This is a genomic window from Acidobacterium sp. FHG110202_01 (assembly GCF_059115305.1).
Genome location: NZ_JBZYWJ010000002.1, coordinates 513904 through 532345, shown reverse-complemented (window position 1 = coordinate 532345; position 18442 = coordinate 513904). Strand labels below are relative to the sequence as shown.

Annotated in this window: 10 protein-coding genes and 1 pseudogene; 1 reads left to right on the top strand and 10 read right to left on the bottom strand. The window is 54.0% G+C overall.

Annotation, left to right across the window (positions count from 1 at the left end; genetic code table 11):
• Positions 1 to 91: 91 nt before the first annotated feature.
• The 10 genes and pseudogenes from AC5S16_RS05505 to AC5S16_RS05460 form a co-directional block, all read right to left on the bottom strand.
• Positions 92 to 454, bottom strand: a pseudogene (locus AC5S16_RS05505) (beta-L-arabinofuranosidase domain-containing protein); the annotation flags it as partial.
• Between the two features lie 198 nt (positions 455 to 652).
• Positions 653 to 2731, bottom strand: a complete 2079-nt coding sequence (locus AC5S16_RS05500; RefSeq protein WP_493929030.1) for a glycoside hydrolase family 127 protein — start codon at positions 2729 to 2731, stop codon at positions 653 to 655.
• Positions 2732 to 2761: 30 nt separating this feature from the next.
• Positions 2762 to 4171, bottom strand: coding sequence for a tetratricopeptide repeat protein (locus AC5S16_RS05495; RefSeq protein WP_493929029.1), 1410 nt, complete (start codon positions 4169 to 4171; stop codon positions 2762 to 2764).
• A gap of 97 nt (positions 4172 to 4268) precedes the next feature.
• A complete protein-coding gene (locus AC5S16_RS05490) occupies positions 4269 to 7538 on the bottom strand; it encodes a TonB-dependent receptor (protein ID WP_493929028.1) in 3270 nt (1089 codons plus the stop codon).
• A gap of 488 nt (positions 7539 to 8026) precedes the next feature.
• Positions 8027 to 8902, bottom strand: coding sequence for an NAD(P)-dependent oxidoreductase (locus AC5S16_RS05485; RefSeq protein ID WP_493929027.1), 876 nt, complete (start codon positions 8900 to 8902; stop codon positions 8027 to 8029).
• 15 nt (positions 8903 to 8917) lie between these two features.
• Complete coding sequence (gene araD1 / locus AC5S16_RS05480; protein WP_493929026.1) at positions 8918 to 9928, bottom strand: AraD1 family protein; 1011 nt, start codon at positions 9926 to 9928, stop codon at positions 8918 to 8920.
• On the bottom strand, positions 9925 to 11097 hold the full coding sequence (locus AC5S16_RS05475) for an L-rhamnonate dehydratase (protein ID WP_493929025.1): 1173 nt from the start codon (positions 11095 to 11097) through the stop codon (positions 9925 to 9927). The genes araD1 and AC5S16_RS05475 overlap by 4 nt, the downstream gene beginning before the upstream one ends.
• Positions 11094 to 12347 carry an MFS transporter gene (locus tag AC5S16_RS05470; RefSeq protein ID WP_493929024.1) on the bottom strand — a complete coding sequence of 418 codons (1254 nt, stop codon included), beginning with the start codon at positions 12345 to 12347 and terminating at the stop codon, positions 11094 to 11096. Before AC5S16_RS05470 ends, AC5S16_RS05475 begins: the two co-directional genes overlap by 4 nt.
• Before the next feature lie 54 nt (positions 12348 to 12401).
• Positions 12402 to 14117 carry a GH39 family glycosyl hydrolase gene (locus AC5S16_RS05465; protein ID WP_493929023.1) on the bottom strand — a complete coding sequence of 572 codons (1716 nt, stop codon included), beginning with the start codon at positions 14115 to 14117 and terminating at the stop codon, positions 12402 to 12404.
• Between the two features lie 13 nt (positions 14118 to 14130).
• The gene (locus AC5S16_RS05460) at positions 14131 to 17454 is read right to left on the bottom strand and encodes a TonB-dependent receptor (protein WP_493929022.1); all 3324 of its coding nucleotides are present in this window, start codon (positions 17452 to 17454) and stop codon (positions 14131 to 14133) included.
• A gap of 177 nt (positions 17455 to 17631) precedes the next feature.
• Between AC5S16_RS05460 and AC5S16_RS05455 the strand changes: the two genes are divergently transcribed.
• Positions 17632 to 18405 carry a FadR/GntR family transcriptional regulator gene (locus tag AC5S16_RS05455; RefSeq protein ID WP_493929021.1) on the top strand — a complete coding sequence of 258 codons (774 nt, stop codon included), beginning with the start codon at positions 17632 to 17634 and terminating at the stop codon, positions 18403 to 18405.
• Positions 18406 to 18442 lie beyond the last annotated feature (37 nt).

Here is an 18442-nt window from a genome sequence, read left to right as displayed (position 1 = left end):
GGGTCAGCGCTTTCTCAGGAAGAAAGGGCAGGACGGCATCGGTTGCATGATTCAGAACAGCAAGCGCCTGCGGATCAGATGCAAACTCATGCGCGTCGATCAATCCGCAGTTTGTTTTGTCGAAGGTGTAAGCGGGCAGGCAGTATCCCTTGTAGAAATTGGGGGTAACGGTTGCAGCAAAGCCCTGCACCAGCCGCTGCACTTTCTCCTGCGTTTTCTTTGATCCGGTTGCTGCGTATGCGCGCGAGAGACCGGACAAATATTGGCCGAAGGTATGGCCGGGAACGTATCCGGTCATGTTCTTTGGAGGATCGAACGCATCGGAGAAGCTGTACCATCCACCCATGTCCTCGCCAGGAGCAGACAGCCCAGCGCGCTGGCGAAAAGGCTTCAGTAGACGATCATCATCGAGCGCCAGAAAGAAGGCGTGATTGCGGTCGAACTGCTCGCGCATCGGGCCATCCAGCAATTGCACTTCAGAATATGAGAATTGCGATAGCTGCGGAACGATTGCATCGGTTGGTTTTGCTGTGGCAAATGCCCGCAGAGGGCGTGCTGCAGCTGCGCCCGCGCTCAAAGCCACTCCTGTTTTTAATAACTGCCTGCGCGATATTTGATTCAAGGCAAATTCTCCGTGTTCTTTTCGAACTATCTAACTTTCGATATATGGAATCCATACCTGCATGGAGGATGGCTCACGATTTGCCCACGCATAATAAGGAATCAGCTTCAATGTGGTATTGCTGGCGCTCTTCTTCAAAGGGGCAGCACTGTAAAGCGCATCGTGTGCGGTTGATTCCGCAAGTATGCCGGGATGCTCGAGGGTAACGACTCCGTCGAGCAGGCTGGCCTGATATTGCGATGGAGTGGCATTTCCCGCTCGAGCTGATAGCAGAGGAAACTTCAGGCGGTCATGCTCGGTCTGGTCAAGCTGTTCCATGCAGAAGATGATCGGTCCGCGCTGGAGCGCAATGCGTCCGGTATCGTCGGCAACTGCGGGATTCGCGCGAACGATCCGGGATTCCATGTCGAAGCTGATTTCAACAAGATCGTTGGCAGTCCAGGTGCGGCGCAGTGGCAGATATTGTCCGGGAACAGGAGTGCCGGCCAGCTTTCCATTTACCTTGACGACCGTATGCCTGCTCCATTCAGGAATGCGCGCGTATAAAGTGAACTCTTCCGGATGAGTTGGCGAAATGCGCAGCGCGATATTTCCTTCCCAGGGATAACGGGTTGTTTGTGTGATCTTGATCGGATTACCGCTATCGAGCTGCCATTGCAGTTCCGAGTTGTCATAGAGGTGCACATAAATGCCGTCGCTTGCTGTGCTGTAGAAATATGCGGGCAGTGAGGCAAAGGTCCGTTCGAGGTTTGGCGGGCAGCAGGTTGTGTCATACCAGGGATTGCGAATTTTGCCTTCCGGAGTATGACGGTCTCCTGCGTCTACAACCGGATCGTAGGCCAGGGGATTGCGGTAGCAGTATGTGCGTCCGTCGAGCGACATGCCTGAGTTGATGCCGTTGTAGAGAGCGCGCTCGATCACATCGGCGTGGCGCGCATCTCCGGTTGCCGCGAGCATTCTCGCATTCCACATCATGTTTCCGATCGCGGCGCAACTCTCGCCATAGGCGCGCGCATTGGGAAGTTCATAAGCATCACCGAAGGCTTCGCCTTCGCTGCGCGCTCCGACTCCTCCGGTTACATACATCTGGTGCGCGATCAAGTCGTCGGAAAGAGTCTGCAGCGCCTTCATGTACGATGGGTCGCCGGTTTCAAGGTAATAATCCGTCGCTCCGCAGCAGGCGTACATGGCGCGCACGGCGTGTCCTTCAAGCCTTGTGCGCGAAGTGAATGGTATGCCGCAGAACATGTAGGATATCTGCCGGGGAAGAAGTGGAACACGGGAATCGCCTTGCAGGATGTAACCGGCCAGTTCCAGGTATTTCTGGTTTCCGGTGGTGCGATACAGCTCGATCAGGGACATCTCGATTTCCGGATGTCCGGCTACGATCGGTTTCTGATTGGCTGCAGGTCCATAGTTCGGCAGCAGGAAGTTATCGACAAAACGCATGCCTGCTTCGAGCAGCGTGGGGTCGCCGGTTGCGCGGTAGTAGGCAATTGCACCCTGCAGGAGATGGCCGATGTTATAAAGTTCATGACCTGTGGTCTGAATCTGCCAGAGCATGCGGTCGCCCTTGCGGTCCTGCACGTAATAGGTATTCAGGTACCCGCTTGGTTCCTGGGCGGCGATGATCCCGCGAATGTCGGTTTCGGCCAGCTGGCGCAGCTGTGGTGTATCGCCAGATTGCAGCACAAAGCCGACCGCTTCAATCCATTTGTACATATCCGAATCGGAGAAGACTGGTCCGTGTTGCGGAGCGTTTGATTTGCCTTCCAGCCGGAGGAAGTTATCCATGCGCCCGTGTGAGAGCAACTCATCATGCATGCTGGGTATGCTGGAGCTTACATTGGTGGCGCGCCGCTTTGACCAGAAGCCTTCCTGAATCACGACAGCGCTTACAGGCACCTGCTTCAGCTTTGCATGCGGCGACTTTGACAGATCGAAGACTGATTTGTTCTTCCACTGCATCGTTGCCGTGGCCTTCGTCTGAGGATCATCGAAGACCGCAGTCAATGCGCCTGCATATCGCGATGCCAGCATAGAGCCTGCAGCGATGCTTCCAGCTCCTGAGAGAAACCGGCGCCGATTCACTTTGATTCCTGTACTCATGATGTAACTCCTGATGCGCTACGAAGTGGGTTACGGGTTAGATTGACCGGGAACAGCGATCTCCTGGAGTTGATAGTTCGTTCTTGCTTCCTGCTGGTGCTCGTGAGCCTGCTTCATTCTGGCTGCAAGAGCGTTTACCTCATCTTTTTTGCCGAGGCGGCGATTCGCCATCAGCTCCTGGTAGATGGCCGTCTCGTCGTTGGGGTCTCGTTTCAGGGCTTCTTCGGCGTGCTGTATCACGGCATTCAGATTGCCTGCACGCAGCTGAAGCACGCACAAAAGATCGCGTGCCGGCTGGTAATCCGGTTCCAGAGCAACAGCGCGTTCGGCGGCAGCGATGGCAGCGGTTATTGTATGGCTGTCTGAAGCATTCTCTGATTGGCTCAGAGCTTCTGCATACAGATACTGCACCAGCGGATCGTCGGGATGCTTCCTGACCTGCTCGGCATACGCGGTCAGTGACTCGCCTGCCTGATGATGCTGGCTCAACATCATGCCCATGGCGTCCTCGGCAAACGATAATTGAGGATCGAGCTTATGCGCTTCGCGGAAATCCTCCATGGCTCCGTCCATCTTGCTCAGTTCTACTTTCAGGACTCCGCGCGCCAGATAAAGCCGCGCCTCCTGCGGCAGCTGCTGCAATCCGGCGTTAAGCATATCGATGCCTACCTGATAAGACGAATGGTTGAACGAGATTTCTGCAAAGATCAGGTAGTTTCGCGGGTCTTTCGGTTCTGCCAGGATTGCCTGTCGCAGAAGCTGCACTGCACGCGGAGTATCTCCGCTGGCCTCTGCTATGCGTGCAGCGAGAGTCAGCGCCTGTGCGTTCGCTGTATTTGCATTGAGTAGAGGTGCGAGGGCAGCCGATGCCTGACCGTACGTTTTGGCTTTCCAGCAGGCATAGGCATAACGCAGCCTGTTCCCACTGGTATCTTCACGATTGAGCATTTGTTGGAAGAGCGCTGCTGCCTGGTCGTTATTTCCCAGAGCCAGCAGACAGGCTCCATACTGAATCTGCGCGGCATTGCTGGATTGGATCACTTCTCCGGCTTTGGCGAAGTGATCCACTGCCTGATCGCAATGCCCAGCTTTCCAATCCAGCACGGCGAGCATCGCGTGGCTCGTTGGATTCCCAGGCTGGACGGCGAGGATTCGATTGAGAGTGTCAGCTGCCTTTGGAGAGTTTTGCGCGTACTCGATCTCTGCCATGCCTTCCAGCGCTGGGAGAAAGTCGGGGCATGCTGCGTCTGCTTTATCAAATGAGCTCAAAGCTTCAGCTGTCCGACCCAGCTTCTTCAGTGCCAGCCCTCGTATGGTCAGCATGCGGCAATTGTGTGGATCTGTCTGCAACACTGTATCGGCATTGGCAATGGCCCGCTGGTTCTCTCCCTGGCGCAAGGCCTGCATGGCATCATCGCTCTGCGGCGATGATTGCCCCATCGCGGCACATCCTATTAAGAATGTGCCCGTGATGATGCAGGCCCTGGCATATCTTCGGTTAAACACGGTACGAATGCTCTCCCCTGGTGCAATGCGATCAGAAGACGATGTTGCCTCCAATCTGCATGAATCGCGGAGTGTACTGTTGCGTTGCGCGCCCGAAGTTTCCGTCGGGCAGGTTCGCGTCTACGTTATACAGGTTCGGACGATTGAAGAGGTTGAAGAATTCGAACCTGAGCTGGAAAGAAACGCGCTCGGTGATAGCGGTGTTCTTCAACAGAGAGGTATCCCACTCCGCAAAGCCCGGTTCCCGGAATTGGTTAAATGACTCGTTTCCTTCTGAGCCAAAGGATGGCTGGGGGAAATTGCCTGTCGTAAAGAGGCCCTGCAGATAATTGTGGCGTCCGGTTGAGTAGTGATAGCTGGCTACGTTCGGGTAGTCCAAATTGTCACCGTCTGCGTTATAGTCACCGCTGCCGGGAGCGTAGCCGGTATAAGTGCCGTCGGCGCCAATAGTGGGGCTGAAGGCGGCGTTTGTGGATACGGTAAACGGTGTGCCTGATTGCAGAATTCCTGTGCCGCTCAATTGCCATCCGCTGGCGACTCGTCCTAATAGACCGAGGCCGCGGTTATAGTCCGGAAACTGGTAGTTGCCGGCGAAGGAGAAGCGATTCGGAGCGTCCCATATCGATGGTCCATAGAACTGGTGCGGATTGATGTAGGTGGGGAAGACCTGTGTATCGTCATTGGAAGCAGAGCGCGTGTACGAAGCATTGAAGAATGCGCGCGAGAATCGGCCGCGCAAGGCGGCGATGAATGCGTTGTAGTTGGAGACGCGATCGTTCTGCGTGTAGAGCACGGAGCCAAAACTCGTATTGAGCCGCGTTGGTGTGAGGCTGTTGTGCATGATCAGGTCGCCAGGCAGCTCATTGATGTTCTGTCCGTAGTTGACCGCATACACCTGTCCGCCACCCGACATCAGGCTTCTCCCGTTTGCTCCCGAGTAGGCGAGACTGGCAGCTAAATTGGAACTGAGCTCATGCTCGGCGGCAATCGAATAAACATATGTCACAGGCGAATGCAGATTGGGATCGATAGCACCGACACCGAACTGCAGTCCTGTAATGCCGCCTTTTTCGTTCAGCGTGTAGGCTTCAATCGATGGCGCAGGGAAGTTGTACGGCTTGGTATTCGACGTGCCGAAGCCAAAGACCGGCGCCGGGCCTGACGCTCCATAGAAGGTTGGGAAAATATCTCCCGGAGGATTGCCGCGATACTGTTCCTGCAGGTTGGCGAGCGTTGGCCAGTTGTGGAAGAAGCCTGCGCCGCCCTTCACCAGCCATTTTCCATCGCCGCCGATGTCCCAGGCGATGCCGCCACGCGGGCTGAAGACATCGGTAATGGCGCGGTTGAGCGCATGATTGTGACGGATCAGGACGCCATTCGCGATCTGTTGCTGCAGCGTCTGGCCCGATCCGAGGAAGAAGTTGGAAAATGCAGTGTTGGCGCTGCGCGAGTACGGATTGCCGAAATCATCCCAGCGCAAGCCGAAGTTTGCCGTCAGGCGGGACGAAATCTTCCACGTGTCTTCGACAAATGCGCCATTGGTGACGCCGGCGGCGTTCCAGTCATATTGATCGCGCTGGCCGGTCAGCGGGTTATATGCCAGGCCGGTCTCGGTATAAACATTATCCTTCGCGAGATCCAGCAGGCTATTGAACTGAAATGTCGGCTGATCATACGGTCCGTTGAAGACCTCGACGTCATCACCGAACAGTCCCTCATATCCTGCCTTGATGACATGCGACTTGATGGTGTGCGTCAGTACATCGCGCCAGTGGTAGTTGTGCTGGATGAAGTCTCCCTGAGCGAACCCCGCGCCGAAGGCAGATCCAATACTTGTGACGTTGACCACGGGTACTGTGAACAATCCAGTGGCCGGCTGAATGCCTTCTACTCTCATCACGGCAAAGGCTGCCTCATTGAGGGTTCTCGGGCTGAAAGTATGCGTTTCGTTGATTTGGAGTGCGTATTGGTAGTAGTTGCTTGTGGTGTTGAAGGCTTCGCGCTGATTCACGCCATTGCTGTTGAGTGTGGTGCGATAGAAATTGCCGTACAGGCGATCGCTGGCAAAGTCTTTATCGAGGCGGATGTTGTATTGCATTCCATTGCGGTATGCGCTGGAGGAGAAGTTCCCGGTGTCTACCATGGCCAGCCCGCAAGGCAGGTTATTTGTGGCTGCTGTTCCGCATGTGCCTGGAAAGAGGTCTTGCGCAGTCTGGCTGACCGTTACGTTAGACACGTGGCTTACGGGATAGGTCGTAAGCAATTGGGTGCCTATCGTATTCGGGAAGTTTGTCTGCGCAAAGGAGGTGAAGGCCGGGTCTTCAAAAGTAATGTTGCTGGTTGAAGCGGCTGAAGAACGCAGAGGTTCGATGGCGAAGAAGAAGTATCCCCAGTTTTTGCGTGGGATGATTGGTCCGCCGATAGTTGCGGAGATGTTATTGCTGTGAAACGGAGCGTATGACTTTGTGAATTCCGTGCGCGCGAGCCATCCCTGATAAGTGAAGTAATCGCTGGCATTGCCATGATAGGTGTTGGTTCCAGATTTCGTTGTCATGGTCATCTGGATCGAGCTGGCGCGGCCATAGTCCACGTTGTAGGTGTTGGTCTGGATGCTGGTTTCCTGGATGGAGTCAGGATTTGGCGTCATGTTCAGAACGCCGGCGCGAATCGAGCTGGTTACATCGAGGCCATCGACGACGTACATGTTGCCCACGGCGCCCTGTCCGTTCGCGCTCGAGTCCACCTGCGTTTCGGTGGAATAGTTATCGCGTCCGGAACCAGGGCTGCCGTTCGAGGTCACGCCGAGCCCGGTCACGCCCGGAGCCAGAGTGACCAGAGAAATCATGTTGCGTCCTGCGAGCGGCAGGGTAGAGAGTGTCTGCGTCGACAGGGTCTCCTGCAGGCGCGTGTCCGCGGTATCGAGCACCGGCGCTTCGGTGGTGACTTCGATCGACTGGGTGGCGCTGCCGACAACAAGCTTCACTGGAATATTGAGCGTCTGCCCTGTTTGCAATGTAAGCGTACTTTGGGCAAGAGCGAATCCGCTGGCTGAGGTATCCAGGTGATAGGTGCCCGGTGGCAGGCTGACGAACAGGTAGACTCCGGAGGCATTGGAGGAAGTAGTTCTTGTTTCTCCGGTATCTGTTCTGGTCAGTGTAAGCTTGGCATCCGGAATCAGAGATCCGTTGGGGTCCTGAACTTCTCCTGTTATGCTGCCGCTGAATTGAGCATGAGCGAGTACCGCGGAGCAAAGAAAGAAGAGAAGCACTACTGCTAGCGAACGCAAATTTGAAATTGTCACAATAAACCTCCCTTAGAATTCCCACCATGCAATTCCGGCTTTTTCTTTACTCTGCAAAATGAGGTCTGCGCCCGTCTTGAAGAATACGTTTTCTCTAAATCGGAATTATTGATTTGCTTTTCTGTCTCTCAGGGAATTCGTGGAGCAATATACTCAGAGGTTTGCAGAGTTGTCCAGTGTTTTTAGAAAATTTTGATTTAGGCTTGCTTACGAGATTAAAGAAGCGGGACTGGGTTAATACGAAGTCGCAATGATAAGAACTTCTTATAGAGAAGCCATTGTCGGAAAAGGATTACTATAAAACACCGGCAAGTTCTACACACTCGTGATCTGGAGGCACAATCGGATCAAATCATGGGAAATACTGCCCAAATATCATTGGATTCCCACTGTCAATCCCTGGCATTCTTACCGGGAACTATCTTCTAAAGGAGCAGCGTTTCTGGTTGATCGATGGGTACCGGATATTCTTCATGTTCCCTCCGCAGCTAGCCTTTTGCGCGAAAGTGTTCGGCGACCACAGAAAGATCTTCGTCCCCGCGTCCGGCGGATATGATGGCATCATAGTCCCGGAGCGCGGCAGTTGCAGTGGGGAGCTCCTGCTCTGCTTCTTTTGCCAGGGCCACAGCATAGCGCAAATCCTTCGCCATAAGCCGGGCAGCAAAATTCGGTTCGTAGTCTCTCGCCAGCATGCGAGCAGCGATTGTCTTGATCATGGGGCTTCCGGGCGTTCCTTCGATTAAGACCCCGATGGCCTGATCGACATTCAGACCGTTGCGCTCAATGAGGCCTAATGCTTCGCCAAGAGATGCAGCCTGAACTCCGGAAAGAAAATTGTTAATCAGCTTCATGCACGCGCCGCTGCCCACCGGTCCCAGGTGCACGACGTCGCGCCCCATTACCCGGAGCAAAGGCATGATGCTGGCAAGAGAAGCTTCCGGTCCTCCGGCGAGAAAGCGTAATTGGCCGGAGGCAGCCTGGGGTTTGCTTCCTGTGACGGGCGCGTCGATGAGCGTCAGGTTTCTTGATTGCGCGGCATGATTGAGTTCGGCAATGTATCCCGGAGTTACTGTGCTCGACTCAACGAGGATTGTGCCTGGAGCTGCGGCGGCGAGAGCGCCATGATCTCCCAACCATATCTTGCGGGAAGCGTCGTCGTCAGCGACCATGCTGAAGATCACCTGCGCGTTGGAGGCTGCTTCCGCCGGCGCGGCGGCGATCGTCGCTCCAAGCTCAGCAAGAGGCTGCGCTTTTGCAGCTGTTCTGTTGTAAACGGTCAATGAATATCCAGCCCCGAGCAGGCGGCGAGCCATCCCTCCACCCATGAGTCCCAAACCTAGAATCGCTACTTTTGTCTGCTCCATGGATCTCCTGATTTCTTATATAAGTGGATGAACTTCAACAGGGATATCGGCCTCTTTCACTACTCGAAGCGGGTTGAGCAGAGGACGGCCCAGACCTTTGAAGTGTACCTCCATCGTGTCGCCATCCTGAAGTTGTATACCATGACCAAAGCTGAGTGAATGGGCTCCCAGAAAGTGAATATGAATGTCGCCCGGCCGCCGGTGCAACGCGAACTTGAAATGATGGTGCTCGATGTTTTGCAGGCTGTGGCACATCTCTTTTTCACCACTGATGATGTCCTGAGTCCATAGCACATTATCTCCGCGCAGAATCGTCACCTTGCCTGGAATTGAATCGAAGGTAGGGTTCACCGTAATTTCAGGACCTGTAGAACAGCTTCGTAATTTTGAGCCGGCAAGGTTGAGATAATTCTTTTTCTCGAAGCGATGATCGGAGAATTCATTGCCCGGCATCATTCCGACTCTGTGTGGCTGGCCATCCGGGCCAATGACGTAGACCACCGCAATTTCTGCTTCCTCTCCGCCATCTTCCGCATATGGAGGCACCAGCAGCGGCTCTCCCGGAGACTGCACCGCCAGGCCATTGCCTTTGTAAAACCACTCCGGAGCAATACCGATCTCATTTTTTGCAGGACGTCCCGCTTCGACTCCCCAGCGGAACATTTTCATGCTGTCCGTTTCCTGCTCCGCCTTGGCGGCTGCGTGCATGGATTGCCGGTCACGCGCGCTGCCGAGATGTGTGAGGCCGGTGCCGGATACAAGGCATCGAGACGGCTCGTCAGGATGGTCGACAGGGGAGAGAAGTTTCCATTCTCCCTTACCCAGATAGACAGGATCGTAAGCGATTTTTTCTGAGGTCAGGTTCTTATTTATTAACTCAGTCAGGCTGCCATTGCCTGCAATAGCGGCCAGGGCAAGAGCGTAGACGGAATCAAAATTATCGACGAAGTACAGATCCGGCTCTCTGACCAGCGCTACACGCCGCCTGTCTCCAGCGTTCAATTGCACTAATTGCATCGCGCTCATTCAATCACCTGAAATTGGTGAAGACGCTCTTCGTTGATCGTCAAGCCCAATCCTGGAAGGTCGTCACTGAGATCGATGAACCCATCCTTCGGCTTGGGCTCTCCATCAAAGATGTACCAAAACAGCTCATTTCCAACTTCCACATCTACCGGAGGAAAGAACTCGGCCATCGGCGAATTAAGGCTAGCCATTACAACGTGATAGTTATGCATCTGCCCGGCATGCGGGATGACGGGTATCGAGAAGCCTTCAGCCATGGCTGAAATTTTTCGCGCCTGGCTGATGCCGCCCACGCGGCTGGTATCGAACTGAATGTAATCGAGTGCTTTATTTTCGAGGAGGCTTCTAAAGCCATAAAGAGTAAATTCATGCTCCCCGCCAGCGATAGGAACGCGTCCATATGACTTCAACTCTGCGTATCCTTCCGTGTCGTCGGGGATGACCGGCTCCTCCAGCCAGCGAAGATCGAAAGGCTCAAGCAAGGGAAGCATTCGTTTCGCGTAGTCGAGAGTCCAGCCCATGTAAGCATCCGCCATCACATCAATCCCATTCCCTACTGTTTCGCGGACAGTACGCACGAGATCCACATTGCGCTGCATGCCTTCAGCTCCATCCGTTGGTCCCCAGCCGAAACGAAGCTTCATTGCCTTGTAGCCTTCTGCCTTATAGGCTTTGGCCTCTGCTGCCAGATCTTCGAGTCCAACTGAATAGAGGCGGCTGGCATATACAGGAATTTGCGGCTTGGTTCTGCCACCGAGCAAACGATACACCGGCTGCTTCGCTGCCTTGCCCAGCAGGTCCCATAAGGCGATGTCTACGGCGCTGATAGCGGTCATTCCGATGCCTTTGCGGCCAAAAGCCATCGTATGACGATACATATGCTGCCAGAGAAATTCGATGTCCCACGGATTCTGCCCAAGCAGGAGCGGCGTCAGGTAAATGTCGATGACCTGCTTGGTTACAAGCGGAGCAAGTGCTGCGTTTCCAATTCCGACTAAACCGTCATCCGATTCCACTTCGACGACCAGCCAGTCGTGAAAGGTGAAAGTTTTCATGGAAGTCTTCGAGATCGAAAGCAGGTCCATCGGGTTGGTGCAGAAATGTGGCGGCAGCGGCGTGGTCTCTCCGGACCACTGCACAACGCGAGTGCGAACCTTATGAATCTTCATAATGAGACCAGTTTTCCTTGTGGTTGAAATGTGCCGCTTTCCGGCGAATGCAGAACTCCTGTAGTAAGAAGAAGAATGATGAACGCGATGATGTGAAGACTGCCAACGATAGCGAACAGCACTGCGTAACTCGATCCGTGGCTGAGCATTTGTCCTGCAAACAGGTTGAAGAGCGCACCACCTGCAGCGCCACCAAATCCTATGAGCCCGGCAACGGAGCCGACGGATTTTATCGGAATGATGTCCGTCGGCAGCGTCATAATCAATCCTGACCATGACTGCTGTCCAAAGAAGGCGATGCTGAAGAGAGCCAGGGCAAGGCTTACGGGCACATGCGGAACAAGAATGACCGCAGGCATGAGCGCTGCGCTTATTCCCAGAGCCAGTTTTCTGGAAAAGTTCAAGGAGTATCCGGCATTTAAGAGCCTGCTGGAAAACCATCCACCGAGAAAGCTTCCAAGGCCGGAAGCAGCGTATGGAATCCAGGCAAAGTAGCTGACGCGTTTTATATCGAAGCCGCGCGCGTCGTAGAGATATTTCGGCAGCCAGAAAAGGCAGAAGTACCATGCCGAGTCAGTAAGGAATTTAGCCGTCACCATTCCCAGAACTTCACGGGATGACAACAAGTGGAGCCATGAAGCCTGTGCCTGATTGCCTGTTAGGGGTCGAGTTGTTGTGCTGAATTCCGTGGGTTGCCTGTAGCAGATGCTCCAGGTAATTGCCCATGCCAGCCCAACAAGACCCGCGCAGAAAAAAACATATCGCCAGCTGCCCGCGAGAAGAATCAATCCTATAAGCGGCGGAGCTAGCACGGAGCCAACTGCTGTTCCGGCATTGATCACGCCCATTGCCGTTGCCCGCCTGGTTGCGGGAAGCCACTCCGCGATGACGCGCGTTGCTGCAGGGAAGGCCGCACCTTCACCCATCCCAAGCAGAAGACGCGCAGTGATAAGTGTCCCGAACCCTTGAGCCAGACCATGAAGCGAACAGGCAAGCGACCACCATGTCATGCTGAGGGCGAATCCTCTTCTTGTGCCTATGGCATCGAGTAGCCGGCCGCCGCCGGCATAGAGCAAGGCATATGTAACCAGAAAAGCGGCCTGTAGCTTTGAGAACTGCGCGTCAGAAATCGGAATGTTCTTTTCGATAGCAGCAATAGCCACCGGCAGCGCCTGCCGGTCAAAATAGCTGATGGCAATCGCAGCAGTGACCAGCGCGACAAAGACCCACGGTTTGAATTCCTGACGCAATCTGTTCCTTTTCTGGAAACGAAGTTATCACTGCTATGACCGCAAACTAAGAATTCATTGTCCGATTGACGACGAGTGCTCATCGTCCGGCCATGTGATCCGCAGCAATGAGATTCCCTGGCGCGGAAGATGGATATTCATTTGAATTGTGCCGTGGTCCGGCGTAATCCATTGCGGAGAATCCAGCAATTCCAATTGCCCGGCTGCCTGAAGCTTGCGATATTGCTCCGGAGATGGACTCTGTGGCGAGCCCATTTCCTTCCAGGCCGTGTAGGCATTGCTGTGGTCTCCATCGATGCGGTAATGCTGCAGAAGCACTCGATGAGCGTTAGCCGGTACTCCCTTTATAGAAACATCGATCGCGTTGTCAGGCGCAGCAATGTCATCGTCATGGTAGTTCCACAACATCACCGTGGCCTCATGAGGTGCATAAGCCGCGAGGGCATCAACATCGGAATCCTGGCGCACGCCTGACTTCATGATGTTGTCCAGTGAAATGGAGCCGCTGCTTGTTGCCATGACGCGGGAGCCGTGCATTAAGCCGGCCATGCGGAAGAAATTCAGCACAGGTTTGTCGACGCCATTGGTCGCCAGAGTCCGATAGCCTTCAAAGTAAGACTTGCCTTCAAATTCAAAGGCCCACGTCTGCATGCCCAGCAGGTTGACGTGGTAGCGGTCTACCAATTCAAAGAGGCCCTTCATGGCTGCCGCTGTGTAGCAGGGATAGAGAGGGCCGTTGCGATAGTTGTTAGGCGGGTAGAGACGCGCGGAGCAGGCTGCGCAACCTTCCGGATCTGCTTCGGTAAGGATAATGGGCAATTGGCTGAAGCGCGAAAACGAACGTACGATCTCAAAGCCATCTGCCGCGTTGTTCAGTTCGCGATCCAGCCCCATCTGCACATGTCCGCTTACTACATTCGGACTGCCTTTGATATGGAAGGAAATGAAATCGAGCGGAATCTCGCCTCCGGTCGCAGCGCTTTTGTCATGCGTGCAGTGCTCGAGGAAGGCGCGCAGATATTCTGAAGCATTGCCTGTAGGCCCGGGGCCTGTTGTCGCCGGCCCGCCAACTTTTGCCGTCGGTAGCGCCTGGCGCAATCCCGCAACTGCATAGTCGTAAAGCTTGTTGTAGTCCGCTTGCGTCCCTTTCCAGTAATACTTTCCGTTGGGTTCATTCCATATTTCCCAGTACCAGGTAGACACAGTATCCGCGCCATAACGCTTCACCATGTGCGCAGTAACCTGTCGAGTCAGTTCCTGCCAGCGCGCATAATCTTTCGGGGGATATGACCAACCTTCAACTTCTCCTGGCTTCAGTGGCCATCCAATGTGATAAGGATCAGGATGACTGGAGAGGGCCTTGGGCATGAATCCCAATTCAACCAGTGGCCGAACATGCGCAGCGGCATAAGCATCGAAGATCTGGTCGAGGATCGTCCAATCGTAGACTGGATTGCCCTTAGCGTCTTCGGTGTAGACATTGCTTGAGCTCCATTTGAGCTCCGGCTTGCCGTCTCCGCTTGCCAATAGAAAATGCGCGCGGATATATACCGGGACAGGGCTCAAGTCATGCAACTCACGCAGTAGCGCCTGTCCGTTTTTCGTTGTCGTATAGTTTGATTCGTCATAACCGAACCAACTATAGATCGGAGAAAACGGCCCAATCTTCTGAGCGAGGTCGACGTCGACCGTGACCGGAGTCTGGCCGAGGCAGGGAACAGTTGCCAACAAAATACAAGCGGTTGCGACGGTTCTGAAATTTTTTTTCACAGGCTCTCCGCAATTAGAAGTAATACTTCAGCGCAAATTGAATTTGCCGTGGATTTGTCGAAGTGCTCAGTATCTTTCCTCCGGTTGCTGCATCAACTGCAGCGCTGGGCGCGGCAGTCGAATTAGCTGCGAGTGATGGAGGATTGAAGCTGGCGATGTTCGGGAGATTGAAGAACTCGGCACGAAACTGCACATTTGAGCCTTCAGTTATAGGAAATGATTTGAAGACGGAGACATCGTATTGCCGGTACATGTCTCCCTGCAGGATGAATGCCCTCGATGTTCCATAGGTGTATTGAGACGGCACAACAAAAGCTGTCTGGTCGAACCAGTTGGAAAGCGTGCGATGCTGCGGTATGCCGTTGCCAATCTGGATCGGGCGCTGACTACCGACGCCAGTGTTGGCAACATCCCGCGAGATGACGGGCGTAAACGGCAAGCCGCTCCGCAGCACGGTAATGTTCTGGATCTGCCATCCTCCGAATGCTGCATTCATGAACCGGTTTGCATGATTCATGAATTGCTTATTCGTCCCAAAGGGCAGTTCATAGCTGACGCTGAAGGCAAAGTTCTGCGGAATGTTAAATTGCGATATCGACTTCTCATATCCGTTGTTGCCTCCAAGTGCAGGCGACGGATTGCTTTGCAGAAATTTCGACCAGGTATATGAGGCGAGAAAGGTGAGTCCGTTGCGTAGACGCTGGTCGATCTTGGCCTGAAGCGAGTTATAGGTTGTGCCTATCTCAGAACTCCATAGCGTAATGCCGCCAAATACCGGATAAGGCCGTCTTGCCGCGACGGCTCCCGGCCCAGGCTGAGGATCATTCAAATCCTGTGATCCCTGAAGATGCACGCCGTGATTTCCGACGTATCCGATGTCGGCCACCATGGTCTTGGTGAGCTGTTGCTGTACATCGATGCTCCAGTGTTGGTCGTAGCCCATTTTGAGAGAGGTCGGACTGGAGGCAATGGTAGGCTGCGTTGTGGATGCCCCGAGCGGCGCTCCCAGAAAGAAATTCGCGATGGTTCGATTCGGTATGGTGTTCGCGGTGTTGAATGCGGTCTCGGCAAGCTTATACGGCAGGATATTGTAGTTGTCGCGGTTGCCGTTTTCCGGCTCATAGAAGATACCGTAACCTGCTCGCACCACTGTGTTGTTGCCGAAAGGCTGCCATGAGAGGCCGATCCTTGGCGCAAACTGGGTCTTATCCGTAGCAGTGATGTTGTAGGGGATGCCTGCCTGGTGCGAGGTCTGGATATAGGATCCGAAAAACTGGTACGCGACGGGAGCAGCATATTGCGATGAGAGGTCCACTGTGTCGCCGTGTCCGCTCACGATGATTGGTTTCGCCTGGCTCGGATCGAAGGTTCCCATCTGATTTTTGTAGGGTGAAAGCCACGGCGTATATTCGTACCTCAACCCCAGATTCAATGTCAGGCGGTTCGAAAGGCGGTAATCATCCTGCCCGAAGAACTGGTAATACGTATTCTGGCCTCCGAAGAAATTGGCTGGATACGCTCGCTGTACATTTGCCGGATAGCCCAGCATCCAGTCAGCAAAAGCATCGCCGGTTCCTGAGGAGGATGCCGGATTCTGAGTATTGATACCAGTCATGCTCCAAACCCCTACATATTGTTCGCTGTCATAACCAAGCCATTGGTAATACCGCACCAGAGCGCCGAACTTGATTGTATGTCTGCCCTCAATAAGGGTGAGGTTCCATGAGGGCTCAAAAACTTTACGATTCTGCCCCTTTGGACGCTGGTCAAAGGCCGAGCCATTGATACTGCCATATCCACTCCATGAGAGATCAGGAAAGCTGCCGCCGCTGCCGGGCCGCAGCGTTTCTTCAAATCCGGTGATGCCGGCAGCACTGTTGATGTCCTGTCCCTGCAGAAATGCGGAGAGACGGATTCGGCTGAACAGATAATGCGCGCGGAATTCTGAGACCTTATTCGTACCAATATTCGTTGTCAGCCCTCCGGCGATGTCTTCACCTTGAGAATGCAGAGGAGCGAGACCCAATACAGGAGAAACATTAGGATCGGCTTCACGGTCATTATTGAAGCTCCAGCGTAGAAAAAGACGGTTCGAGGAATTGATTCTGTGGTCAAACCGGATCGTGAATTGATCCAGATCAATGGATTGGGTCGGGTTGTAGGAAAACGTTCCCGATGACGTATTCGGGAGCGGGATAAATTGGTTGATGTACTGTGCCTGAGGGGAAAGGCGATCCGGAGGGATGATGTTGTTGGGAAACTGGGTACGCGTTGGCGTGGAGCCTGAAGTAGTCGTCAGCGGGTCATAAATCTTGTTCAGGCCAGAAGCGCTGAAGTCTCCATTACGCTGTGCTGCGGTAGGAACAACAATGTTCTGAACGACTCCTTGCCGGAGACGCTGCCCCTCATAGCTTATGAAAAAGAATGTCCGGTCGCGGCCACTGTAAAGGCGCGGAACGGTCAACGGTCCACCAAGCGTGCCTCCGAATTGGTTCCGCTTCAGCGGCTCGCGCGTCAAAGCAAAGAAATTCCTGGCATCCAGCTTATCGTTGCGCAGAAACTCGAACAGATCGCCGTGCAGACCGTTCGTTCCCGATTTCGTAGTTGCATTGAAGAAGCCGCCACCGCGATTGAACTCTGCAGAGTAGGGGTTCTGCTGTACGCTGAACTCCTGCAGCGCGTCAATGGATGTCTGCACAAAAGTCCCTCCCTGATGCTGCTCGCTCACGTCCATTCCGTCCAGTAGAAAAGAAAGCGCCGATCCACGTATGCCACTAATGGTATTACCATTAATGGATTCTGGTCGAATCGGTACTGAATTTCCAGTTGACGGCAGGAGGGCAGCACCGGGCGTCAACTGGGCCAGCTGGTAAAAACCGCGGCCATTCAAGGGCAGGTTCACGATCTGAGTATTTGTGACTACCTGGCCCACAGTCGCAGTGTCTACATTCAATAGAGGAGGAGCGGCCGTCACTTCGACGGTCGATGTCGAAGCGCCGATCTGCATGGTGAAATCCTCGCGTGCAATCTGTCCGACCTGGATTTCGACTGCATTGCGGACCATTGTCTGGAATCCCTGTGCAGTAATTGAGATATTGTATACGCCAGGATTTACTGGGGTTACGACATATTCTCCTTGAGTGCTGGATACTGCCGTACGCACAGAGTTCGTAGCGGTTTCTGTTACGGTGATGGTGGCAGAGGGTATGACGGCATTGTTCTGGTCATAGATTGTGCCCACGATTCGCCCCGACTGGACCTGCGCAGATCCTGCAACGGTCATCACTACGAAAATACCTGCAACAATCGCGATCTTCTTCGTATTACTGAAAGGCATGATATGCCTCTGTTTCTAACCCGCTCGTCTGGAAGACAACAGGTTGTGGTTTTCTGAGTCCGACGAATGGTAGTACCATTAATTTATGCCTGTCAACGAATGAATTACTGATATTTCAGGTATTTTTAGGACGGGCAGCGAAAATGGGCTAGATTGGAGACATTTGGAACTCTGATTATGACCTCGCGAACCTCCTCTAATTCGGACAAGAGCGATTTAACCGACTGGTTGATCTTGCGCTTCAAGCAACTCATCAGCGAGGGAACGCTGCAGCCTGGATACAAGCTTCCATCCGAACGGGAGCTGTCCCAGCACTTTGGCGTAAGCCGTACTTCATTACGCCCTGTGATGAAGGTGCTAAGCATGATGGGTGTCATCACGCAACGTGTGGGAGACGGAACTTATCTGAGCAATGACGCCTCGTCCGTACTCTCAGAGCCGCTGGAGTTTCTCTTTCTGCTTGATGAGACCTCATCGCAGGAACTGGTAGAAACGCGCCTGATGGTAGAGCCGATTCTCGCTACGAAGGCTGCTGAGCGGGCCACCGCGGAGCAGCTCCTCATCATGCGGCAGACGATCGCTGAGATCGAGGCCGCGGGAACCGATCAGTTCCGCATCATCGAGGCTGATCTGCTATTCCATCGCATGATCCATCAAAGCGCCGGTAACCGCCTCTTCAGCCGTCTCTTCCAGGTTATTCATCGCTCCATGATGAACATGATGATGCTGACATCTCAACTTGTCACTCAGGAACACACTCTGGAATTTCATCAGGCAATCTACGATGCCATTGCCCGTCGCAACACCTCTGAGGCTGCGCGACACATGCGTGACCATCTGATCGATGCCCGGGCCTTGCTTGCTCAAGCAAATCAGACGCAGGCCGACGAGCGTCTGCGCAAGCGCATCAGTGCGGTAACGCGTGGAAAGCGGGGCAAGACCAGGCAATGAATTAGGTGCGACAGCGATGCCTCGCCAACTTTTGATT

What these genes read in the sequence shown, in the direction of transcription:
- AC5S16_RS05500 (WP_493929030.1), bottom strand. Translation starts at nt 2,731, where the DNA reads ATGAGTACAGGAATCAAAGTGAATCGGCGCCGGTTTCTCTCAGGAGCT.
- AC5S16_RS05495 (WP_493929029.1), bottom strand. Translation starts at nt 4,171, where the DNA reads ATGGGGCAATCATCGCCGCAGAGCGATGATGCCATGCAGGCCTTGCGC.
- AC5S16_RS05485 (WP_493929027.1), bottom strand. Translation starts at nt 8,902, where the DNA reads ATGGAGCAGACAAAAGTAGCGATTCTAGGTTTGGGACTCATGGGTGGA.
- araD1 (WP_493929026.1), bottom strand. Translation starts at nt 9,928, where the DNA reads ATGAGCGCGATGCAATTAGTGCAATTGAACGCTGGAGACAGGCGGCGT.
- AC5S16_RS05475 (WP_493929025.1), bottom strand. Translation starts at nt 11,097, where the DNA reads ATGAAGATTCATAAGGTTCGCACTCGCGTTGTGCAGTGGTCCGGAGAG.
- AC5S16_RS05460 (WP_493929022.1), bottom strand. Translation starts at nt 17,454, where the DNA reads ATGCCTTTCAGTAATACGAAGAAGATCGCGATTGTTGCAGGTATTTTC.
- AC5S16_RS05455 (WP_493929021.1), top strand. Translation starts at nt 17,632, where the DNA reads ATGACCTCGCGAACCTCCTCTAATTCGGACAAGAGCGATTTAACCGAC.